Consider the following 21,462-nt stretch of genomic DNA (forward strand, 5'->3'; position numbering starts at 1 on the left):
AGGAACGACATGACTGGCAGGACAGCGCTCGGCTCGGGGTTGGCAACCCTGTTGGCGGCAGCAAGCCTGGTAGCCGCGACACCGTCAGGTGCCGACGACACCGTCGTCAAGCACCACGTCAAATACACCGTCTCGGCGGCCAGCCCGAGCTACACCGACATCTATTACCTGGACCAGGAACCGCCGATCTTCTCCGACTACAGCCACAATCCCTACCAGTTCGTACCCAACATCAAAGTCGATATCTCCCCCGGCCATCCCTGGACCTACGAACTCGACCTCGCCAAGCCCGAGCAGTGGGCGCTGGTCACGGCCAGCACCGGCCTAGAACCGAGGACGCCGGGGTTGCACTGCGACCTGACGGTCGACGGAAAGGTGGTCGTGTCCAAGGACGGTCCCAAAGGGGTGCTCTGCTCGATACGTCACTGGTGAGTAATCCGGGGCCCGCCCCGGTCGACGTCGCGGGCCGCCCGGTTCAATCCGCATCCCCGTCGCCGGCAACGATGTTATTCTTGGCTCCCCGGCCGTATCAAGGAGCAGGTGATGCGTATCATCGGAACGCTTTCCGCCGCAACGCTGTTGATTTCCGGCGGAGTGGCCGCGGCACCGACTGCGCAGGCCGCCGACGATGAACTCGCCATCAACGGGACCTACCGCGCCACCTCGATCGGCGGGTGGGCCAAGACGAACGACCAGTATCACGACGAAGCGACGGTGGTCAGCACCTGGACCATCACCTCCACCTGCACCAACGCCCAGGTATGCGACGGCACCGTCACCAGCGACCAGGGCTGGAGTGCACCGCTGACCGTGCGCGACGGGGTGCTGTGGAAAGTCGCACACGATGTGCCGAACTGGGAAAAATGCGCCGACGGCAGTTCTTATCCGGGGCATCAGCTCTACTTCTTCTATCCTGTGGACGCCTACGGCCAGCAGCAAATCGGTTCAGCGACGCTCGCGGGCTTCGACAAGACGGTGGGACCCAGCGGTGCCTGCGGACGAAACCAGTCGCTCGTCATCGAGATGCCGTTTCGGCTGGACCGGATAACCTGATCGCCCGTCAGGTCGGCAGCATGTCCTGCCACGTTTTGGGCGCCGCCGGCGTGACGAGGTCCGACTGCTGATACAGCTGACCGTCCGGCCCGACATAGCGACCGGTGTGCGGGTCGTAGGGCACCGCGACAAGTGCTGGTTTTAGTGCTGGTTTAAGCCGGGAATCAAACTGGGAGAACGCACTCGGGGCTGCCTGGGGTCCGCCCGACCCGGTAGGCGCCGCCGGCGGCGGTGCTGCGGGCGCCGGCGGCGGTGCGGAGTCTGGAACGTCGAGGGGCGCAATCGGCGGGTAGTCAGCAGATTGCGTCGACATGGCAGCCGACGACGGCAGCGGTGGGGCGAAGTACCCCGACCCCGGCGGTGCGTAAGTTCCCCGCGGCCCCGGCGGCGTTCCACTCGGCGCCGCACCCGGCGGCAGCGGTGTTCCTGCCACCGGGCCGAAGATCCTCTCCCGAAAGTCGATCCGGTCATCGGGCCGGATGCCCTGGGAAAGCAGGTTCGGGTCCAGCGGATAGGGGCCCGACACGTGCTGGCGCATCGCCAGCGGCTCATACGGTTTGTCGCTGTTGCAGATTTCGACGGTCGGCGCGCGTTTGCCCGGATGCCCCATGCACGGATAGTTCCGGGCGCCGCGCACCGAGATCGGGGAGTCCTGCGGCAGTTTGCAGTACAGCCCGTCCGGGGTATCGACCGTCGTTTCGTCCTCCGGGCTGCGCCATTGGCTGGGCGGCAGGAATCCCACCAGGCAGGACGGCGGGTCGGAGATCTTCTGCGCGAAATCACCCCGAGCCATGCCGTCGGGTTGGTTTCTCGGTACTCCGACCGCATGCAGGGCGGCAACAATCGGCGGCAGCAGCACCAAAAGCTGCTCCAGCGAGGGGTGGTAGGTGATGCCGATCTGGCCGATCGTGGTCAGATTGGCCAGCAACAACGGCAGGGTCGGTTTGACCTGCTCGAGCAGCCGCGATGCCTCGTTGGCGGCCTCCGGCCCCTGCTGCAGCAGCGTCCGGACCCGCGTGTCGTCGTTGACCAGCACATCGGAGGTCCCCGCCAGGCTGCGTGCCCACAGCCGGATCGAATCGGTGGTCTGCTCTTGGGAATCCAGCAGGGGGACGCTGTCCTCGGTCAGGGTTTTGGTCCGGTCCGCGACGCCGTTGGCGTCGCCGGCCACGCGCGCCGACGAGTCGAACAGCGATCCGAGGTCGTAGCCGGATCCGTTGAAGCCCGTGAATGTCTCGTCGAGCAATTGGCTGAGTTTGCCTTGGGGGACGCTGTCGATCAGGGCGCTGACCTGATCGAGCAGTGGCCCGACCGGTTGCGGGATTGTGGTGTCGGCCATGGCGATGACCGATCCGTTGCGCAGGTAGGGCGGGGAGTCGGTCCGCGGCCGCAAGTCCACGTACTGCTCGCCCACCGCGGAGATGCTCCCTACCTCGGCGTGCAGATCCGCGGGAATTTTCGGCGAGGTGTCCAGCGAGAGCGTTGCTTTGGCGCCGTGCGCGGTGAGGCCGACGGCGGTCACCTTGCCGACCTGCACGCCCCGGTAGGTCACGTTGGCGAACCGGTAGAGGCCGCCCGAGGCGGGCAGCTCCAGCGTCACTGTGATGCGGCCGATGCCCAACAGGGTCGGGACCTGCATGTAGACCAAGCCCATGACGAGCACGCCGACGATCGCCGCGACGGTGAAGATCACCAACTGGATTCGGACCAACCGTGACAGCATCTATCCACCCGCCTCGGGCTGGGGGACCGCAGCCTGATCGGCCGGCGGTGGTGTTTCAGCCGGCGCCGGGCCGGGCGGCGGGGCTTGGGGTCCCGCCGGTGGCGCCCCGGGTGGTGGTGGTGCCACGCCGGCATGCAGGGGATCGAGGGTGTATTGCAGGTAGTACGGATCTCCCGGGGCCGGGACCAGCTCGGCGCCCACTTGTTCCCAGTGAGTGCCCAACAGCAGTCCGGTCTTGAGCCGGGGAACGGTGAAGTCCAGGACTTCGAACAGGTTGATGTAGTCGCCGCGCACACCCCGCTCGACCAGGTCCTGCGGGAACGGGAAAAGCGGCAGATACGCCAGGACCGTGTCCAGATCCGGTCCTACGTCGGCGAGCGCGCGGACCGTCGGCTCGAGGTTTTGCAGGTTCTTGACCAGATCGGTGCGGGTGTCGCGAACCAGCCCGGTGGCGGTGTCACTGAACACCCGCAGTTTGTCCAGCGCGGTGGTGAAACGTGGCCGTTCCTTGAGCAGCACGTCCAGCGCCGGCGGGATCTTGCGCAGCGCCCGGGAGAGGACGTCACGCTGGTCGGCGAGGGTGCCCGCCAGCCTGTCCAACCCCTGGATCGACGCAACGATGTTGTCGCGCTGAGCATCGAGCACACCGATGAATTTGTCCAGCCTGGTCAGCAGATCACGAACGTCTCCGGCCCGTCCGGACAACGCCGAGCTGAAATTGCTGACAACGTCGCCGAGCTGTCCCAGCCCTCCCCCGTTGACGACCGCGGCCAGCGACGACAATGTCTGCTCGGTCGACGGGTAGGTCGACGAGCGGTTCAGCGGAATGACGGCTCCCGGCCGCAGTCGTCCGCTCGGCGGCTGGCCCAGTGGGGGATTCAGATCCAGATGCATCGAGCCCAGCAGGCTGGTCTGCCCTACCGTCGCGACCGCGTTGGCAGGTACGACGACGCCGGGCGCCACCGAGATCTCGACATCGGCATGCCAGTCGCGCACTGTCATCTTGTCGATGCTGCCCACCACCACGTCGTCGATCAGCACCGGCGAATTCGGCTCCAAGGTGCCCACAGTGGCGATCTCGACGTGGTAGACCTCGGCACCCGGACCGCGGCCCACCGTGCCCGGCAACGGCAGCGAGTTCAACCCGTGGAACGCGCACCCCGTCGCGGTCAACATCACGGCGCAGCCGGTGGCCAGCACCCGCTGTCCCCGGGCAGTCATGATTGCGGCCCTTCCGCGGGCAGCAGCATTCCCGGCACGCTCGGCGCCGGCGGAGGTTCCACCGGTGTCGTCGGCGCCGGCGGGAAGGGCATCGCCGCCCCCGGTATCCGCGCCGGCGGCTCCGCGCCCGGCGGTCCGACCGGGTCACCGGGCAGACCGGTGTATGCCGACACCGCGGGTGGCTGCTCGGGCGGCCCGGGCTTGGGGCCTTCCCCGCCGGGCGCCAGTCGCGGCTCGGAATAGATGATGTGCTCCGGGGTGGCCGACCTCATCAGCGAAGGCCACACTATCGGCGGAATGATCAGGGGATAAATCGGAATCGGGGAGTCGTTGAAATTGATCCGCGCCAAACCGGCGTCGAGATACTGGTTACACAACTTCCCGGTTTCTGGCGCGGTCACATTGGCGATGGCTTCGATCTGCCCGCAGATGAACATCACCGGGTTGGCGAAGAAATTGAACGCGAACTGCCCGATGAAGCTTCGGGTGTCGGGGTTATACGAGTTGTAGAAGTTCGCGAAAGCATTGGGCGCCACGTGGAGCACGTTTTCCAGGGCCAAGTGGTGCTCGGCAAGGTTTTCGGTGACGTCGGCCAACCGGGCCACCTGTTCGCTGGTTTGATTACGAGTTTTCGCGATGAACCGCTGTACTTCGCCGACTGCGGTCGACAGGTTGGCCAGCGCCGCGTCGAGTTCAGATCTGCTGTCGTTGACCACACTGGTGAGGGTGGCCAGCCGGTTTTGGAACTGCACGATTTGGGTGTTGCTGTCACGCAGGGCGGTGACGAAGGTCTGCAGGTTCTTGATGATGTCGACGATGTTGCCGCTGCCGTCGGCGAGGATCCGCCCCACCCCGGCGAGCTGAGCCAGCGTTTGGTGCAGTTTGTCGCCGTTGCCGCCGTCGAGTGCGGCGGCGGCGCTGTCGATGAACCGCCCCACCGAGGTGCCTGATACTCCGCTTTTGGGACCCAGTTCCGTTGCCAGTCGCATCAATTGGTTTTTCACTTCATTCCACTCGACGGGCACCGCGGTGCGTTCGACCGGGATCACCGCCCCATTGGCCATGACCGGGCCGCTGTCGCGGTAGGCCGGAGTCAGCTGCACGTAGCGGGCAGCGACCAGGTTCTGCGCGACGATCACCGCTTTCGCATCGGCCGGGATCGGCACACCATGGTCGACGTTCAACGTCAACTTGACCTGGGTGCCCTGCGGCCGGATGGACTCGATGCTGCCGACCTTGACCCCGGAGACCCGGACATCGTCGCCCGGGTAGATCGCGGTCGCCGAGGTGAAATAGGCAATGACGGTCTTGGGTCCGAAGAACACCGAGCGGACGATGAGTGCCGAGCCGACCACCAGCAACCCGGCGAGCACCACCGCCGCCCCGGCCGCAAACTTTTTCTGCGCGATCATTGGCTGCCGCCAATGCGTCCGCCCAACACACAGGTGGGGCACGGCGGAATCCCGTTGTACGGGAACGGGAACAACGCTCTGGGCATGGGCGAGGGGAAGCCCGGACCACGATTGGTGTCGAAGGTCCGGAAACCCCAGAGGTAGTCGAGGAGCGGCTGCAATACTTGCATGGGCACGAGGTTCGCTTCGAACGCGTTGTAGTTGAAGCCGCTGGACACGGCTTCGCCCTGGGTGAGCGCGTATTTCGCCAGACCCGGCAGCGCTTTGGCGATATTGTCACGGTTCTTTTCCAGCATCGCGGTCACCGAATTCAGCTTCTCCAGCGTGGGCGCCAATTCCTGCTCGTTGTCGTGCACCAGGCCGGATAGCTGTCGCGACACCGCCGACGTGTTGGCCAGCAGGTCGACGATTTCCTGCCGCCGCGCCGTCAAGACCCCCAGCAGGTCATTGGCGCTCAGGAGCAGCGTGTTGACCTGCGCGCTGCGTTGCGACAGGATTCCGCTGACGTCGCCGGCGCTTTTCAGCAAGGCGCCCAATGTCTGGTTGCGGCCGTTGAGAGTCTTCGACAATCGGGTCAGTGCGTCGAAGGTCGGCCCCAGCTGTGGCGCGATCCGGTCCAGTGTCGACGACAGCGTGTCCAGGGACTGGTTCAGCGCCTGGGTGTTGGTGTCCGCGGTGTTCTGCGTGAACTCGTTGACGGCATCGGTCAACGTGTAGGGCGACGAGGTGCGTGAGAGGGGAATGACGGTCATCGGGTGCATCGCGCTGCTACCGGCCGACTGCAAGACCAGGGCCCGCTCGCCCAGCAGGGTGCCGGTTTTGATGTGCGCGGTGGTTTCCGATCCGAGCGGGACCTTGCCGGCCAGGGTAAATGTCACCAGGGCATTGCCGTGATGCAGGGCAATGTCGGACACCGTGCCAACCTTGATGCCCGAGATGGTCACGTCATTGCCGACGGCAAGGCCGCCGGCTTCGGAGAACAACGCCTGGTAGCGCACGGCGGTGGCCCACGACACCAGCCGTTGGGGCGAGAGCCCGACCAGGATGACCATCACTATCAAGACGAGACCTATGAATCCGTTGCGCACCAAGCCCGTTCCGCGATATTTAAGCATCGGGTTCCGCGCACCTCCCGTTTTCTTGCTTGATAAAGGGCACAACCACGGTGCGGCCCTGAAGATCCGAAACGCGGATCGATATTTCGCACAGGTAGGTGTTCAAAAAGCTGCCGTAGGAGCCCACTCGCAGGAGTTTGCGGTAGTTGGCCGGCGCCTTGGCGATGGCGGTCTCGACCTTGCCCTTGTCCTTGTCGAGCAGCGGAGCCAGCCGGTTGAGCTGGTCGACGGTGCGGGCCAGAGGCGGCCTGGCCTGGGTCAGCAGGTCGGTCAGTGAGGCGGTGCCGGCGTCCAGGGCGTCGATCGCGGCACCGATCGGGTCTCGCTTCTCGGACAGTTCGCCAACGAGGCGCTCGATCCGGTCGATGGCGCCGGAGAACTTCGTGCCCTCCTTGTCGAGCGTGCCCACCACGATGTTGAAGTTGTCGATCAGTTGTTGCACCGTCTCGTTGTTGCTGGCGATCGCGTCGGCAAACGATGACGACTTGGACATCAGGGATTCCAGCGTCGGGCCCTCGCCCTGGAAGACCTCGATGAGCGCCGAGGTGAGCGCATTGACGTCACGTGGATTCAGGCCCTGGACGACCGGTTTCAATCCACCCAGCAGCAGATCGAGGTCCAGGGCCGGAGCGGTGTGGTCCATCGGAATCCGTCCGCCGGCCGGCAATCGTCTGGTCGACCCGGGACCGTCGGTCAGCTCCAGATAGCGGTCGCCGACCAGGTTGAGGTAGCGGACCGCGGCTCGGGTCCCGTCGGTGAGCACGATATTGCGGTCCGCATCGAACTTCACCAGCACCGTCTTGTCCCGCTGCAGCGACACGCTGTTCACGGTGCCCACCCGGATCCCGGCGACCCGCACGGTCTGTCCGGGCTTGAGCCGTGACACGTCGGTGAAGACCGCCGAGTACCCGGTCGTCGCACCGGTGCGGTATTGGCCGAAGATGAAGAACAACGCGGTGGTCAGCAACGCCATCACGACCGCGAAGATCCCGAACTTGACCAAAGTCGACGACGAGCCTCTCATCCCGGTTCCCCGATCTGAGCGGAGTTACGCGGCGGCCCGGCGATGGGACCGTACAACAGCTGCTTGAGGGCGTCGGAGTTGAGCAGCAGTTGCTGGTTCCCGTACTCCCAGGGGTTGGCGCCGTAATCCATGACGACGAACGGCTGGGTGGTGTCGTACGGCACGTTCGGCAGGTCCAGGCATCGCGGACCGCCAGTCGCCGCGACCCTGGGCAGATGCGTCGGGTACCGGTAGCGTTCGGTGCCGAACAGGAACGTGGTCGAGGTGACTTCGCCGGGTTTCGGCAGTGGCGGAGACTTGGCAATGACCGCGATCCCAGCGAACGCGCAGTTGATTCCCGGGCTGTATTGGTTGGTCAGATCGGTGGTCGGCACCAGCAGGTGCAGCACATCGGTCAGCGGCTTGCGGTTGGCACCCAGTACCTGGTTGCCGATGTCGGCCAACCCGATGGCGCTGACCAGCAGCGCGTCGAGATTGTTCTGCTCGTCGACGACCGTCTGGCTGATCCGGGTGGCGTTGGCGGCAGTCTTGACCAGGTCCGGCGCCGCGTCGCCGTAGGCATTCACCACCGCAGGAGTCACCTCGAGATCGTGGCTCAGCGCCGGCAGGCTGGGATCCAACTTGGCCAACAGTGAATCCAGATCACTCAGGGTTTGCCCCAGTTTTGCGCCCCGGCCGTTGAATCCGGCGGCCACCGCGCCCAAAGTCTCGTTGAGCTTGGCGGGATCGATCCTGTTCAGCACCGACGTCAATTGCTGAAACACCGTGTTGATCTCCACGGTGACGTGCTGGCCGTCCAGCGTCGCCCCGGCCCGCAACGGCCGCGGTGACGGGTCGGCGGGTGGTACCAGTTCGACGAACTTGGCCCCGAACAACGTCGAGGCGGCGATGTCGACGATCACATTGGCCGGAATGAAATGCAGCTGCGACGGGTCCATCGCCAGGTGCAGCGCGGCCTGCCCGTCGGGCAGCGATTCGATCGAGGCGACCTTACCGACCTGCACGCCGCGCAGCTTGACCTTGGCATCCGGATTCATCACCAGCCCGGCTCGGGGTGAAATCACCGTCACCGGGACGGTGTCGGTGAAGCTGCCCTGGAACAGCCCCACCGCGAGGGCGACGATCCCGGCGACCACTGCCACGGTGGCCAGACCCGCCAGGGGACGAGCATAGGAACGCACACCGAAATCGGTCCCCAGCTCAGCCGCGGCAGGCCCGGCGCCCCTGGTTTCCGACAGGTGAATCGGGCCCGGTCCAAGACTTCGTGTCACGTCGTCTCCCCCTACCCGGACAGGTTGAAGTTGCCGTTGGCGCCGTAGATGGACAACGACACCAGCAGGGTCACCGACACCACCACCACCAGCGACGTGCGCACCGCGTTACCGACCGCCACCCCCACCCCCGACGGTCCCCCGGAGGCGAAATACCCGAAATAGGTGTGAATCAGCAACACCGTCAACGCCATCAACACCGCCTGCAAAAACGACCACAATAAGTCGATCGGGTTCAAAAACGTGTCGAAGTAGTGGTCATACAACCCACCCGATTGCCCGAACATGAACACGGTCACTCCGCGACTGGCGATAAACGACAAAATCACGGCGATCGAATAGAGGGGGGTGATCGCGATCATCCCCGCCAACAACCGAGTGCTCACCAGGTAGGACACCGGCCGGATGGCCATGGCCTCCAACGCGTCGATCTCCTCGTTGATCCGCATGGCACCCAGCTGCGCGGTCACCCCGGCCCCGAACGTCGCCGCCAACCCGATCCCGGCGACCACCGGCGCCGAAATCCGCACGTTGATGAACGCCGCCAAAAATCCCGTCAACGCCTCGATGCCGATGTTGCCCAGCGAGGAATACCCCTGCACCGCCAACGTCCCACCCGCGGCCAGCGTCAAAAATCCGACGATCACCAGCGTCCCGCCGATCATCGCCAATGTCCCTGCACCCATGGAAATCTCGGCGATCAGCCGCATCACCTCGCGCCGATAGTGCACCGCCGCAAATGGCACAGCGGCGATTGCCCTGCCATAAAACAGGGTGTGATCCCCGATCCGTCCCAACGTCGACACCGGCCGCTCCAACTGGCCGAACAACCGCGGATAGGTCGCGCGCAGCGCCATCAGCCCCCCACCGTCATTTGGCCGTCATCTTGATGCCGATCGCGGTCACCACAACGTTGACCACGAACAACGACATAAATGCGTACACCACGGTCTCGTTGACCGCATTACCCACCGCCTTGGCCCCACCGCCGGTGATGATCAAACCCCGATAGCACGCGACCATCCCGGCTATCAACCCGAAAAGTGCTGCCTTGACACACGAGATCACCACCTCCGGGACCCCGGTCAACAGCGTGATGCCCGCGGCGAACGCCCCCGGGTTCACATCCTGAATGAACACCGAAAACGCATAACCGCCCACAATCCCGATGATCACCACCAAGCTGTTGAGCAACAGGGCCACCAGGCCCGAGGCCAGCATCCTCGGAGTCACCAACCGCTGCACCGGATTGATGCCCAGCACCTCCATCGCGTCGATCTCCTCGCGGATCGTGCGCGACCCCAGGTCCGCACAAATCGCGGTCGATCCCGCACCAGCCACGATCAGCACCGTCACTATGGGTCCGATCTGGGTTACCGCACCAAACGCTGCCCCCGCACCCGAGAGATCGGCCGCACCCAGTTCACGCAACAAAATATTTAGCGTGAAGCTGACGAGCACCGTAAACGGGACCGCCACCAACAAGGTCGGCGCCAGTGACACCCGCGCAATGAACCACGCCTGCTCCAAGAACTCCCGCCAGTAGAACGGCCGACGCACCGCGAACCGCAACGCATCCGCCGACATCGCAAACAGGCCACCCACCGCCTGCATGGGCCCCGAAAAATCCCGCCCTAAACTGACTCCCGCCGACCAGCGATCCGCAAACCGGTTAGCCATCAGGCCCCGCGCCTTCCCGCACCATCAACAGCGTTGGGGCCCAGACCACAGTGCACCCCGGTCACTGGAGCAGCGGCCGCAGCGACGCCCCGACCGGAGCCGACGACGTCGGCACCGGCGCATGTGAAACCGGTTCTGACCACACCCACCTCTGCCTCGAACTTCTCGCCTCGGTCAGGACTGCCATCGACGCACGCGCTCGCAGATTATGACCCATGCCGCGGTCTCGCGGGCGTAAATGCGTAATGATGGTAATAATAAAGAAACAGGACGGTACGGCCACCCCCTTTCGGTGCCCACTGGTCCGCCCGCCGTCACGGGCCCGGTCACGGTCTCAGGTGTCACCCCGGACCCAGAGGCTTCGACCGTTCTGAGCCACGCAGGTCAGAAACAGCCCGTCCGGGGCCTGGGCGACGTAGTTGATGAAATCGTTGCAATCGGAGTTTTCTTCCTTGACTCCTGCCATGGGGGGGGATCGGAACCAGCGGGGCTGATATCTCCTCGGCGAACCACAGAACATCAGCCGTCCCGGCTCGGTGGCAAAAGACACGTAGTAGTCCGCGGTGCCGAAGACGTAGTAGGTGGTGTTGTCACACGGGGCGCCGAGGACGACGCCGGGAGTGATACCCGGCGTGCAGCTCGGGTAGTCGCACGAAGCCGGTCCGGCGGCGGCAGGCGTGGCCGACAGCGCGCCGACACCCAGCAGCGCGGCCACCGCGGCCAAGGCGGAACGCACGGTAGAACGCACGCGATTACCTTGCCACGCCCGACGCCAAAATTCTGCTCTTTGGCGAACACGATGGGTCGGCAGTCAGGGCGGCCACCATCGTCGGGTGCAGACCGCATGAGACAACGCAATGCGGTATTTCCAACGGGCTCTTGCGCATTAACTCAGACACGCCTGCCCTAATCCGATCCGCGTCGTCGCCTAGGTGACAGCGCCGACCGTCTTGAGCTCGATGATGCGATCCCAGTCGTACCCGAGTTCCAGCAGTATTTCCTCTGTCTGCGCGGCAAACGCTGGTGCACCCCGCGGCTCGGGCGCCGTGACGTCGAATTGCACGGGGTTGGCCACCAAGTCGAGCGCGCCCGCCCGCACGACGTAGTCGTTGGCCCGGATCTGTGCGTCGTCGGCCGCCTGCAGGGTGTCCTGCACCGGCGCCCATGGTCCGGACAGCGTCGCGAATCGTTCACTCCATTCGGCGAGGGTGCGGGTGGCCAGCACCGCGGTGAGGATCTCGACCGCCTCGGAGGTGTTGGCGGCGATCAGGTCGTCGGTGGCAAAACGGGGGTCGTCGGCGAGCTCGGGCCGGTCGATATGGCGGCACACGTCCGCCCAGAACTTGCTGGGCTGCATCATCACGAAAGAGATATAGCGGCCGTCCGACGTCGTATACAACCCCACCAGCGGGTTGTTGGGCGCGCCATGCACACCGACCGGCGGCGCTTGGAGTCGCTGGCCCAGATGTAGGGTCAGGGCCACCGTATGCCCCAGCGACCACAGCCCGCTGCCCAGCAGCGAGACGTCGACAATCGACGGTTCTCCGGTGCGTTCCCGCTTGAGCAGTGCCGCCGCTATACCGCCGGCCAGATTGGTGCCCGAGATGGTGTCGCCGTAGGCCGGGCCGGGCGGTCCGATCATGCCCGGCATCCCGGTCGGCGTGATGGTGGCAGCGGTTCCGGCCCGGCACCAGAACGCGGTCATGTCATAGCCTCCCCTGTCCGCCTCGGCGCCACGCGGGCCCAGCGCGCTGCCCCGCGCGTAGATGATCGTCGGGTTGACCGCGCGAATATCGTCGACGTCGATGCCGAACTTTTTCCGGTGTCCCGGCAGAAAGCTGGTCAAGAAGACGTCGGAGCGCCGGGTCAGCTCGTCGAGCACTTCCTTGCCCTGCGGCACCGACATGTCCAGCCCGAGGCTGCGCTTGCTGCGGTTGGCGTGCTCGATGTTGGGGTTGGGATCGCCCTCGACGCGCAGCATGCCGGTCTGACGCAGGCCGCGCTGCGGGTCACCGGTCACCGCGTGTTCCACTTTGACCACGTCGGCGCCCCACTCGGCGAGCACCGCACCCGCCGACGGGACAAACCCGTACATGGCGACCTCGAGAACGCGGATGCCGTCGAGAGGTTTCACCCGACCGGCCCCTGTGCGACAATCGCCGCCGTGTCCTGCGATGGCATAGCGGCCTCCTCCTCAACGGCTGGATGATCGCCGATCCGCTCGACCGGGCGCAAGTCTTGCGCCGCCGTTCTCACGATGCCGCAGCCGGCGCCGAGTGCCCGTCAACGTGCCAGAATGATATTCTCTGATTGCAAGAATTTGGCTGACATCGGCGCCCCATCGAAACGCTTACCGGCAAACCGTTGATAGGCGGTGCACGAGAATGTTAGGTTATCTAGCATCTGACCGGCCGTGCGGCACCGGCCGGAAGGTGGTTTAGGTGATAACGCACCCGGACGGAACCCGTACCCCAGTCATCGACGCGAGCGTGCACATCTTTTTCGCGTCGACTCCTGACCTGCGCGGGTTTCTCCGCGAGCCGTTCAAGAGTCGCGGCTTCCCCGACTACGAGATGGACTGGTACGGAGCGCCGGGCGGCGAGTATGCCCGCGACACCCGCGGACCGGACCGCGGCTACCCGGGCTCGGATCCAGATGTCGTCGGCAACTATCTGTTCAACGAGCGCGGTGTCGACGTCGCGGTCCTGCATCCGATGGGTCGCGGGATCATGCCCGACCGGCATCTGGGCAGTGCGCTGTGCGCAGCGCACAACGAGATGATGGTGTCGCGATGGCTGGCGTCAACCGCCTTCGGTGACCGCTTCCGCGGCACGATCCGGGTCAATCCCGACGACATCGCCGGCGCCGTGCGCGAGCTCGCCAAATACCAAGACCATCCGCAGGTCGTCCAGATCGGCATCCCGCTGCAATCCCGCGAACTCTACGGCAAGCCCCAGTTCTGGCCGTTGTGGGAAGCTGCCGCCGCGGCGAATCTTCCGGTGGCGGTGCACATCGAAACCGGCGAGGGCATCGCGTTTCCGCCGACCCCGTCGGGGCACACCCGCACCTACGAGCAGTACGCCGGTTTCATGCCGCTGAACTACCTGTACCACTTGATGAACATGATCGCCGAGGGTGTGTTCGAGCGGTTCCCCGCGCTGAAGTTCGTCTGGGCCGACGGTTGCGCGGACTTCGTGACGCCGTTCATCTGGCGGATGGACACCTTCGGGCGGCCGCATCTGGAACAGACTCCGTGGGCGCCGCGCATACCCAGCGACTACTTGCCCGGGCACGTCTACTTCGTCCAGGGCGGCTTCGACGGACCCGGTGACGTCGAGTTCGCCGGGCAGTGGTTCAGCTTCACCGGAAAAGACGACATGGTCATGTTCGGCTCGAGCTATCCGCACTGGCATATGAGCGAGCTGGCGGTGCCAAGCGCCTACAGCGCCGAGCAGCGCGACAAGCTGTGCTGGCGCAACGCCGCGACACTGTATGGCATAGACATCCCGGCCCAGACGGCCGCACAGGAGGTATGAGGAAGGCCACCATGACGCTGACACAAGTCCAGCAGCGGGTTCCCGCCGCCGAGCATATCGCCGTCCGCTGTGTCGACTCCGACGTTCACCCGGTGCCCAAACGCGGCGAACTGACCCAGTACATCCCCGAGCCCTGGCGCAGCAAGTTTTTCCGCGAGCACAAGGTGGGCGAGCTGATCTATTACGACGCTCCCGACTACGCACACAGCTTCGCGATGCGCGTGGACACCTTCCCGCCGGACGGCGAGTTCCCCGGCAGCGATCCGGATATGGCGTTTCGCCAGCTGATCATGGAGGCCGGCTCCGACATCGCGATCCTGGAGCCGGGCGCCCGGACACCCCGCCTGCCGGAAGCTCACCAGGCATTCTCGTGCGCCCTGAACGACTGGCAGGCCAATCACTGGCTGGACAGCCACAACAACTGGCACGAACGTTGGCGCGGCTCGATCTGCGTGGCGGTCGAGGACCCGCAGGGTGCGGCCCGCGAGATCGAGCGGTGGGCCGGCCACCCGTACATGGCGCAGATCCTGCTCAAGGCCGAACCGCGGCCGTCGTGGGGCCACCCGATGTATGACCCGGTCTGGGCGGCCGCCACCAAGCACGACATCACGGTGAGCTGTCACCTGTCGCGCAGCAATTACGAGATGCTGCCGATGCCTCCGGTGGGATTTCCCAGCTACAACCACGATTTCATGGTGACCTACTCCCTGCTGGCCGCCAACCAGGTGATGAGTCTGATCTTCGACGGCGTCTTCGACCGCTTCCCCACTCTGCGGATCGTGTTCGTCGAGCACGCCTTCACCTGGGTGCTGCCGCTGATGTGGCGGATGGACGCCATCTATGAGGCCCGCAAGTCGCGGATGGAGATCAAACGCAAGCCGTCGGAAATCCTCAAGGAGCACATCAAGTTCACGACTCAACCGCTGGACTACCCGCCGGACAAGACCGAACTGACCCGCGCGCTGGAATGGATGGAGTGCGACAAGATCCTGCTCTACTCCTCGGATTACCCGCACTGGACCTTCGACGATCCGCGCTGGCTGATCAAGCACTTGCCCAAAGCGGCGCGCGAAGCGGTCATGTTCAAAAACGGCATCGCGACCTATCACCTACCCGAGACGGTGCCGGCCCTCGAGGGTCAAGTACGGGTGTTCTAAGTGCCCGACGAAGTCACACGGCCCCGGCTGGCCCAGGGCCGCGAGCATGTCGTCGCGACCGTGGACGAGATCCCGCCGGGCAGCCACAAACTGGTGCCGATCGGTCGACACGGTGTCGGGGTGTACAACGTCAACGGCACTTTCTACGCGATCGCCAACTACTGCCCGCATCAGGGCGGGCCATTGTGTTCCGGGCGCGCCCGCGGCCGCACGGTTGTCGACGAGAGTGTCGCCGGTGGCGCGGTCATGATCCGCGATCAAGAATATATCTACTGTCCCTGGCATCAGTGGGGCTTCGAGCTTGCCACCGGCACGACCGCGGTCAAACCGGAATGGAGCATCCGCACCTATCCGGTTCGTGTCGTCGGCAACGACGTGCTGGTAATGGCCTGAGGTGCAAGGAGCGGCTGGTGTCGGTGATCGAGGTCAATGGGGGCAACGTGGTCTACGAAATCCTGGGCGCCTCCGGTGATCTCATCGTGCTGACGCCCGGTGGCCGGTTCAGCAAGGAGATCCCCGGCCTGCGACCGCTGGCCGAGGCGCTCGTCGCCGGCGGCTATCGGGTGCTGTTGTGGGACAGGCCGAATTGCGGGGCTTCCGATGTCCAATTCTATGGACCGAGCGAATCGCACATGCGCGCCGAGACCCTGCACGGTCTCCTGACCAAACTCGACCTGGGGCCCTGCATCATCGCTGGCGGCTCGGGTGGAGCACGGGATTCGATGCTGACCACGATGCTGTATCCGGAATTGGTCACCAAATTGGTGGTGTGGAACATCGTCGGCGGAATCTACGGCACGTTCGTCCTGGGTTCCCACTACGTCATACCGAGCATCCTCGCGGCCCGTGGAGCCGGAATGGCGGGAGTGATGAAACTCGCCGAGTGGCGCGAGCGCATCGAAGAGAACCCCGCCAACAAGCAGCGATTCCTCGGCTTCGACCGCGACGAGTTCCTCAAGGTGATGCTGCGCTGGCTGAACGCGTTCGTCTCCAAACCGGGGCAGACCATCCCCGGCGTCGAGGACGAAATGTTCGACCGCATCACGGTTCCCACGCTGATCATTCGCGGCGGCGAGAACGATTGGGACCACCCCAAACGGACATCGCTGGAGGTCAGCTGCCTGATCAAGGGTTCGAAGCTGATCGACCCGCCGTGGCCCGAGGATGCCTGGGAACGCGCGGCCGAGGAGCGCGCAACCGGAAAAGTGACTCACTTCAACATGTTCGACACCTGGGTGCAGGCCGCGCCCGCGATTCTGGAATTCCTGGGGTCCTGATGTCGTTACCTGGTTCGGATGTGGACCTCACAGTTCAGCGATGCCTCCAGGGCCGTGTGAACCCGGCTTTCCGGGATGCGCTCGATGTCCTCCCGGCGCAGGGTCACGTATACGATGTCGTACCCCTGGTCGCCGGGAACCCGCTCGATTTCGCCGGTGAGCCCGAAACCGGCCAGCACGCCATGGGCGTCCTCGTCGGTACCCCTGCTGACATAGGTGATCGCGCCGGTCACCGGAACGGTGCCGAAAGCCCGGGTGCACAACCGCACCGCCGTGCCCTTGACGGTATCGGGGTCGTCGCCGGCGATCAGCAGCTGCACTTCGCGACGGTCCGCCGGCATCGCCGCGAGATCGCTGGGCACCAGATCGGCGCCGGCCGCCCGGGCAAGTTGCAGAAGGGTGGTCATGCCCTTGTCTAATTCCGCCGGTGTCAGCGCACCCGACGGGTCGACGCCGACCCGCACCACCGCTGTTCGCACAGGTCCAAGCCTAATCGTGGCTGCCTGGCCGGGCTGCCCGCCGCGGCTGCTGCGCGCGGGCCCGGATCGCGAAGACTATTCGGCGTATCGGCAGCTGGGCGGCTACCGTCCGCTGGAATCCACCGACGAGCTGCTGGAGGAGGTCGAGCGCAGCGGGCTGCTCGGGCGCGGCGGCGCGGCGTTCCCGCTTGCGGTGAAACTGCGGGCGGTCCGCGACCACGGACGCGCCGCCGGCGGCGCGGTCGTCGTAGCGAACGGGGAAGAGGGCGAACCGGCGTCGATCAAGGACCGCTGGTTGCTGCGTCACCGGCCGCACCTGGTCCTCGACGGGCTGCGACTGGCCGCCGCGATCGTGGCCGCCGACCGTGCCCATGTGTACGTGTCCGACCCCCGGGCAGCCCGCAGCGTCGAGGCCGCCCTGGCCGAGCTGGACAGCGAGATACTGGGTGTGCCGGTCGCGGTCACAGCCGTCGACCCCGGTTATGTGGCCGGCGAGGAGACCGCCGCGGTGCGCGCACTCAACGGCGGCCCGGCCAAGCCGACCGACAAGCCCCCCCGCCCGTTCCAGCAGGGGGTCGGCGGGCGGCCCACGCTGGTGAACAATGTCGAAACGCTGGCCAATCTGCCCTATCTGCTGCAGCATGGCGCGGCGGAGTTCCGGACTCAAGGTACCGCGCTGTCGCCCGGCACGTTGCTGATGACGGTCACCGGTGCCGGCCGGCCGCCCGGCCTTTACGAGATCCCGCACGGCCTGCCGTTCACTGAACTGCTTGCCCTGCATGGAGTCTCATCCGATCAGGTCACGGGCGCACTGGTGGGCGGCTATTTCGCCGGACTGCTCAACCGGGACGTGCTCGACGCCACCCTGGATCACGAGACACTGCGACGGCTGGGCAGCGGGCTGGGCGCCGGGGCCGTCACCGTGCTCACCGCAGACTGTCCGGTGGCGGTCGCCGCATCGGTGCTGGCGTACTTCGACCGCGAAAACGCCGGCCAGTGCGGCTCGTGCTTCAATGGCACCGCCGCGATGGCGGCGGTCGCCGCGGCACTGCGCGACGGCGCGGCTACCGGCGAGGATCTCGACCGCCTGCGACGCTGGTCGACAGTGCTGCGCGGACGCGGCGCCTGCGCAACCCTGGATGCCGCCGCCAATATCGCGGCCAGCCTGCTCAACCAATTCCCGCACGCGGTGCAAGAACATCTCGACAACAGCTGCCAGGCGTGCCGTCCCGGCGCGTTTCGCGCCGACCGGCCCTACGAGGTGGAACCGGCATGACCGACGCCATGAGAATCCGCCTGGACCGCACCGTCTGCGACGGCTTCGGCTTCTGCGCCAAGCATGCGCCGCAGTATTTCTCCCTTGACGATTGGGGATATGCGTCGCTGGTCGGTGACGGCACCGTGGCCGCAGAGGACCACGACGCCGTCATGCGCGCACTGATGGATTGCCCGGTCCACGCGATCATGGAGATCGGCGAGCGCCGACCCGACGACTCCCACTTCGTGGCGAGCAGCCGCGAAGACCCGGCGGCGGACGTCAAAACAGAAGCCAACGAAGCGGAGTGGGGATTCACCCGGTAACCGGACGCCCACCGCCCTTGCTGCCCGCCATGGCGGCTGCTGGTTTTTTTCCGCACGCCGTCGAGCCGGCACCGTTACAATCAGGCACTAAGCCGTAAAGGTGCGGGCCCGCAGCTGACACGAGGGAGTGTGCAGTGACCAAGCCGAAGGTTGTCTTCGACCCGTTTTCGGAGGAGTTCTTCGCCAACCCGTTCGAGATATACCGGCGGATGCGCGAGGACGCGCCCCTGTACTACGACGAGAAAGAAGACTTCTACGCGCTGACCCGCCACCAGGACGTGGCGGCCGCATTCAGGGATTTCGAGACCTATTCCTCCGCTCGTGGTTGCGATCTGGCGATGGTGCGCAGGGGGGTGCCTCCCGAACAGAAGTCGATCATTTTCATGGATCCACCCGAGCACCGGCACATGCGCAGTCTGCTCAACAAGGCGTTCACCCCGAGGGCCATTCAATCGCAGCTCGAAACGGTCATCGAAACTGTCGAGAAGTATCTGAGCGCGGCCGACCCCGACAACTTCGACGTCGTGCAGGACTTTTCCGGCCCATTCCCGGTAGAAGTCATCACCCGGATGGCGGGAGTGCCGGAGGAATACCGTCAGCAGGTGCGGCACTGGATCGACACCAGCCTGCACCGCGAACCGGGACAGATCGACGTCGGCGAAGCCGGCATGCAGGCCATCATCGACACCGCGATGTACTACTTCGGCCTGGTGCAGCAGCGGCGCGAAAATCCGCAGGATGACATGATCAGCAGGCTGATAGCCGCGGAGATCCCCGGCGAAGACGGCCGACCGCGCAAACTCGACGATGTTGAAATCACCGGGTTCGCCACGCTTTTGGGTGGTGCGGGCGCCGAGACAGTCACCAAGCTGATCGGCAACGCAGTGGTGATCTTCGCCCGCCACCCCGACCAGTGGCAGAAGCTGCTCGACGACCGCAGCAAAGTTCCGGCGGCGGTGGAAGAGCTGTTGCGCTACGAAGGGCCGGTTCAATACAACGTCCGCTACACCCTCAAAGAGGCACACGTCAGCGGCGGGGTGATTCCCGCGGGCAAGCCCGTGTTTTTGATCGGTGCCTCGGCCAACCGCGATCCGGAGGCGTTCACCAATGCCGACGTCTTCGACATCGACCGCGACCAGACCGAGGCGCAGCACCTCGGTCTCGGCTACGGGATTCACAGTTGCCTCGGCGCGGCTTTGGCACGCCTGGAAAGCAGGATCGCGCTGGAGAGGCTGCTCGACTTCATGCCCCGTTACGAGGTGGACTGGGACGGCTGTAGACGTGTCACCATGCAAAATGTCGCCGGGTGGCAGAACGTGCCGGTGACGGTGTTGCGATGAGAGTGGACGTCGACTTCGGGCTGTGCGAAAGCAACGGGGTGTGCATGGGCATCATCCCAGAGGTTTTTCACCTCGGTGACGACGACATGCTGACCGTCCTGCAGCCGGAGGTCACGCCCGAGAACGAGGCCCGCATCCGCGACGCCGTGCGGCAATGCCCAAGGCAGGCGATCTCGATCACCGATTAGCTAACACCGTTGACGCTCGCGGAGAATGAATCGACCGCTGCGCCAACGCTACCGTTCCAAGGCTCGAACCCGGCTTGGATGCTGGTCAGGTACCACGAGTTGTTCACCGCTTCATGGGTTTCCATGTTGTCGATGAAACCCAACAGGTTGAAGTCGTTCCAGGAGCTTATCGGCGAAGTCGCGACATAGGAGATCACGTTGTTGGAGCCGTTGTTGCCTTCCCAGACCACGAAGTCTTTGCCGTCGATCGTGGCGTCGCCCACCGGAGAACCAACCGGCTGGATGGAGCCTGCGTGGTCGAACCAGATCATGAGCTCCTGCTCGTTGACACCGTTTGTTATCGGCGTGGGGTTCAACCAGATGTCGTATGACGCGTCATAGGTGCCGGAGCTGGGGAACGTGTAATCGATACTGCTGGTTGCGGACTGAATCTGGCTCAGTTCCTCGGGCAAGGGGCTTCCCGGCGAGCAGTCGGCGTAGGCACACCCCAGATAGATCGAGGGGTACGCCAGCGGAGCGCCGTCGGTGGAGGCGGAGCCGTTCTCACTGGTGATGGAGAATCCGCTCGACGTGACATCGATGGTTTGTCCGGCGGAATTGTTATAGGCGTTGTTCTGGACAACGTAAGCATGCTCGATCGTCGTCGTTCCGTACTGAGCTGAGATCAGATCACCGCCAGTACCGCCGCCGGTGTCGCTGCCGGCGCCGGTGGTGCCGCCGGTGCCGCTGTCGACGGGTTGTCCGTCCACTGTCACCTGCGTGGGCGGCGCGTAGGTTCCGGTGTCGCTGACTTGGAAGCCCACGTCAGTTGAGCCATCCGGTGCGATCGTGCTGTTGTAGCTTTCCGGGGTCAAGACATAGTGGTTGCCGGACTGCGTCACCACCGCATTCCACGCATTGGTGATGGATTCGCCGGCGGGCAGAGTGAATTGCAGCTGCCAGTCGTGCACCGGGGTGGTGCCCGAGTTGTCGATCGTGTACTCGGTGACATAGCCGCCGTCCCACTGCGACGTCACCGTCGATGTCTCCGTTATCCCCGTGGCAGGACTGGTGCCCGTCGTGCCGGTGGTACTGGTGCCCGTCGTGCCGGTGGTACCGGTGCCGGTGGTACTGGTGCCGGTGTCACCGCCAGTGGTGGCGCCTGATCCGCTGTCGACGGGTTGGCCGTCCACCGTCACCTGCGTGGGCGGGGCATAGGCACCGGTGTCGCTGGCCTGAAAGCCCACGTTCACCGAACCATCCGGTGCGATCGTGCTGTCGTAGCTTTCCGGGGTCAATACATACTGGCTACCGGTGTGGGTCAGTGTCGCGTTCCACACATTGGTGATGGATTCGCCGGCGGGCAGAGTGAATTGCAGCTGCCAGTCGTGCACCGGGGTGGTGCCCGAGTTGTCGATCGTGTACC

22 protein-coding genes and 1 pseudogene are annotated in these 21,462 nt (G+C 65.0%); 10 read left to right on the plus strand and 13 right to left on the minus strand.

Going from position 1 to position 21,462, the window contains the following annotated elements; genetic code table 11:
* Nucleotides 1-9: 9 nt before the first annotated feature.
* Together F6Q13_RS01255 and F6Q13_RS01260 are read left to right on the plus strand one after the other, a co-directional pair.
* Nucleotides 10-432, plus strand: coding sequence for a hypothetical protein (locus F6Q13_RS01255; RefSeq protein ID WP_293051069.1), 423 nt, complete (start codon nt 10-12; stop codon nt 430-432).
* Nucleotides 433-543: 111 nt separating this feature from the next.
* Nucleotides 544-1,053: a hypothetical protein gene (locus tag F6Q13_RS01260; RefSeq protein WP_293051072.1), complete on the plus strand. Its 510-nt coding sequence runs from the start codon at nt 544-546 to the stop codon at nt 1,051-1,053.
* Nucleotides 1,054-1,060: 7 nt separating this feature from the next.
* Here the strand turns inward: F6Q13_RS01260 and F6Q13_RS01265 are convergent, their stop codons facing one another.
* The 10 genes from F6Q13_RS01265 to F6Q13_RS01310 form a co-directional block, all read right to left on the minus strand.
* The gene (locus tag F6Q13_RS01265; RefSeq protein ID WP_293051074.1) at nt 1,061-2,776 is read right to left on the minus strand and encodes an MlaD family protein; all 1,716 of its coding nucleotides are present in this window, start codon (nt 2,774-2,776) and stop codon (nt 1,061-1,063) included.
* Nucleotides 2,777-3,997, minus strand: coding sequence for an MCE family protein (locus tag F6Q13_RS01270; RefSeq protein ID WP_293051078.1), 1,221 nt, complete (start codon nt 3,995-3,997; stop codon nt 2,777-2,779).
* Entirely contained in the window at nt 3,994-5,409 is a 1,416-nt protein-coding gene (locus F6Q13_RS01275) for an MCE family protein (protein ID WP_293051082.1), read from the minus strand. Before F6Q13_RS01275 ends, F6Q13_RS01270 begins: the two co-directional genes overlap by 4 nt.
* Nucleotides 5,406-6,524, minus strand: a complete 1,119-nt coding sequence (locus F6Q13_RS01280) for an MCE family protein (protein WP_293051085.1) — start codon at nt 6,522-6,524, stop codon at nt 5,406-5,408. The genes F6Q13_RS01275 and F6Q13_RS01280 overlap by 4 nt, the downstream gene beginning before the upstream one ends.
* A complete protein-coding gene (locus tag F6Q13_RS01285) occupies nt 6,517-7,548 on the minus strand; it encodes an MCE family protein (protein ID WP_293051089.1) in 1,032 nt (343 codons plus the stop codon). Before F6Q13_RS01285 ends, F6Q13_RS01280 begins: the two co-directional genes overlap by 8 nt.
* Nucleotides 7,545-8,786: an MCE family protein gene (locus F6Q13_RS01290; RefSeq protein ID WP_293051224.1), complete on the minus strand. Its 1,242-nt coding sequence runs from the start codon at nt 8,784-8,786 to the stop codon at nt 7,545-7,547. The genes F6Q13_RS01285 and F6Q13_RS01290 overlap by 4 nt, the downstream gene beginning before the upstream one ends.
* A gap of 44 nt (nt 8,787-8,830) precedes the next feature.
* Entirely contained in the window at nt 8,831-9,676 is an 846-nt protein-coding gene (locus tag F6Q13_RS01295; RefSeq protein ID WP_293051092.1) for an ABC transporter permease, read from the minus strand.
* Between the two features lie 13 nt (nt 9,677-9,689).
* Nucleotides 9,690-10,499, minus strand: coding sequence for an ABC transporter permease (locus tag F6Q13_RS01300; protein ID WP_293051095.1), 810 nt, complete (start codon nt 10,497-10,499; stop codon nt 9,690-9,692).
* A gap of 334 nt (nt 10,500-10,833) precedes the next feature.
* Entirely contained in the window at nt 10,834-11,235 is a 402-nt protein-coding gene (locus tag F6Q13_RS01305) for a hypothetical protein (RefSeq protein WP_293051227.1), read from the minus strand.
* Between the two features lie 192 nt (nt 11,236-11,427).
* A complete protein-coding gene (locus tag F6Q13_RS01310; protein WP_293051099.1) occupies nt 11,428-12,633 on the minus strand; it encodes a CoA transferase in 1,206 nt (401 codons plus the stop codon).
* A gap of 307 nt (nt 12,634-12,940) precedes the next feature.
* Here F6Q13_RS01310 and F6Q13_RS01315 point away from each other — a divergent pair, with 307 nt between their 5' ends.
* From F6Q13_RS01315 to F6Q13_RS01330, 4 genes are read left to right on the plus strand one after another with little or no spacing between them, the layout of a single operon-like run.
* Nucleotides 12,941-14,035: an amidohydrolase family protein gene (locus F6Q13_RS01315; RefSeq protein ID WP_293051103.1), complete on the plus strand. Its 1,095-nt coding sequence runs from the start codon at nt 12,941-12,943 to the stop codon at nt 14,033-14,035.
* Nucleotides 14,036-14,046: 11 nt separating this feature from the next.
* Nucleotides 14,047-15,192 carry an amidohydrolase family protein gene (locus F6Q13_RS01320; RefSeq protein WP_293051106.1) on the plus strand — a complete coding sequence of 382 codons (1,146 nt, stop codon included), beginning with the start codon at nt 14,047-14,049 and terminating at the stop codon, nt 15,190-15,192.
* Complete coding sequence (locus tag F6Q13_RS01325) at nt 15,193-15,585, plus strand: Rieske 2Fe-2S domain-containing protein (protein WP_293051109.1); 393 nt, start codon at nt 15,193-15,195, stop codon at nt 15,583-15,585.
* A gap of 17 nt (nt 15,586-15,602) precedes the next feature.
* A complete protein-coding gene (locus tag F6Q13_RS01330; RefSeq protein WP_293051114.1) occupies nt 15,603-16,469 on the plus strand; it encodes an alpha/beta hydrolase in 867 nt (288 codons plus the stop codon).
* Between the two features lie 5 nt (nt 16,470-16,474).
* On the opposite strand, the gene F6Q13_RS01335 is transcribed toward F6Q13_RS01330, so the two are convergent.
* Nucleotides 16,475-16,936 (minus strand): hypothetical protein, encoded by a 462-nt coding sequence (locus tag F6Q13_RS01335; protein ID WP_293051230.1) that lies wholly within the window; start codon nt 16,934-16,936, stop codon nt 16,475-16,477.
* A 25-nt stretch (nt 16,937-16,961) separates the two neighbouring features.
* On the opposite strand from F6Q13_RS01335, the gene F6Q13_RS01340 reads away from it, so the two are divergent.
* The 4 genes from F6Q13_RS01340 to F6Q13_RS01355 all read left to right on the plus strand — a co-directional run bounded on the left by F6Q13_RS01340 (nt 16,962) and on the right by F6Q13_RS01355 (nt 20,057).
* Complete coding sequence (locus tag F6Q13_RS01340) at nt 16,962-18,224, plus strand: NADH-ubiquinone oxidoreductase-F iron-sulfur binding region domain-containing protein (protein WP_293051233.1); 1,263 nt, start codon at nt 16,962-16,964, stop codon at nt 18,222-18,224.
* A gap of 8 nt (nt 18,225-18,232) precedes the next feature.
* Nucleotides 18,233-18,529: a ferredoxin gene (locus tag F6Q13_RS01345; RefSeq protein WP_293051236.1), complete on the plus strand. Its 297-nt coding sequence runs from the start codon at nt 18,233-18,235 to the stop codon at nt 18,527-18,529.
* 134 nt (nt 18,530-18,663) lie between these two features.
* Nucleotides 18,664-19,869 (plus strand): cytochrome P450, encoded by a 1,206-nt coding sequence (locus tag F6Q13_RS01350; RefSeq protein WP_293051117.1) that lies wholly within the window; start codon nt 18,664-18,666, stop codon nt 19,867-19,869.
* Nucleotides 19,866-20,057 carry a ferredoxin gene (locus tag F6Q13_RS01355; protein ID WP_293051120.1) on the plus strand — a complete coding sequence of 64 codons (192 nt, stop codon included), beginning with the start codon at nt 19,866-19,868 and terminating at the stop codon, nt 20,055-20,057. The genes F6Q13_RS01350 and F6Q13_RS01355 overlap by 4 nt, the downstream gene beginning before the upstream one ends.
* Here F6Q13_RS01355 and F6Q13_RS20235 read toward each other — a convergent pair.
* Together F6Q13_RS20235 and F6Q13_RS20240 are read right to left on the minus strand one after the other, a co-directional pair.
* Entirely contained in the window at nt 20,054-20,860 is an 807-nt protein-coding gene (locus F6Q13_RS20235; protein ID WP_367140804.1) for a hypothetical protein, read from the minus strand. The two genes, F6Q13_RS01355 and F6Q13_RS20235, sit on opposite strands and share 4 nt — an antisense overlap.
* Nucleotides 20,855-21,430: pseudogene (locus tag F6Q13_RS20240) on the minus strand (cellulose binding domain-containing protein); the annotation flags it as partial. The gene F6Q13_RS20235 and the pseudogene F6Q13_RS20240, both read right to left, overlap by 6 nt.
* Nucleotides 21,431-21,462 lie beyond the last annotated feature (32 nt).

The organism is Mycobacterium sp. (assembly GCF_008709575.1).
Lineage (GTDB): Bacteria > Actinomycetota > Actinomycetes > Mycobacteriales > Mycobacteriaceae > Mycobacterium.

Bases quoted from the DNA above. Each gene is read 5' to 3' on its own strand.
- F6Q13_RS01280 (WP_293051085.1), bottom strand. From the start codon at position 6,524: ATGCTTAAATATCGCGGAACGGGCTTGGTGCGCAACGGATTCATAGGT.
- F6Q13_RS01355 (WP_293051120.1), top strand. From the start codon at position 19,866: ATGAGAGTGGACGTCGACTTCGGGCTGTGCGAAAGCAACGGGGTGTGC.
- F6Q13_RS01265 (WP_293051074.1), bottom strand. From the start codon at position 2,776: ATGCTGTCACGGTTGGTCCGAATCCAGTTGGTGATCTTCACCGTCGCG.
- F6Q13_RS01275 (WP_293051082.1), bottom strand. From the start codon at position 5,409: ATGATCGCGCAGAAAAAGTTTGCGGCCGGGGCGGCGGTGGTGCTCGCC.
- F6Q13_RS01320 (WP_293051106.1), top strand. From the start codon at position 14,047: ATGACGCTGACACAAGTCCAGCAGCGGGTTCCCGCCGCCGAGCATATC.
- F6Q13_RS01345 (WP_293051236.1), top strand. From the start codon at position 18,233: ATGAGAATCCGCCTGGACCGCACCGTCTGCGACGGCTTCGGCTTCTGC.
- F6Q13_RS01300 (WP_293051095.1), bottom strand. From the start codon at position 10,499: ATGGCTAACCGGTTTGCGGATCGCTGGTCGGCGGGAGTCAGTTTAGGG.
- F6Q13_RS01270 (WP_293051078.1), bottom strand. From the start codon at position 3,997: ATGACTGCCCGGGGACAGCGGGTGCTGGCCACCGGCTGCGCCGTGATG.
- F6Q13_RS01260 (WP_293051072.1), top strand. From the start codon at position 544: ATGCGTATCATCGGAACGCTTTCCGCCGCAACGCTGTTGATTTCCGGC.
- F6Q13_RS01255 (WP_293051069.1), top strand. From the start codon at position 10: ATGACTGGCAGGACAGCGCTCGGCTCGGGGTTGGCAACCCTGTTGGCG.
- F6Q13_RS01295 (WP_293051092.1), bottom strand. From the start codon at position 9,676: ATGGCGCTGCGCGCGACCTATCCGCGGTTGTTCGGCCAGTTGGAGCGG.
- F6Q13_RS01285 (WP_293051089.1), bottom strand. From the start codon at position 7,548: ATGAGAGGCTCGTCGTCGACTTTGGTCAAGTTCGGGATCTTCGCGGTC.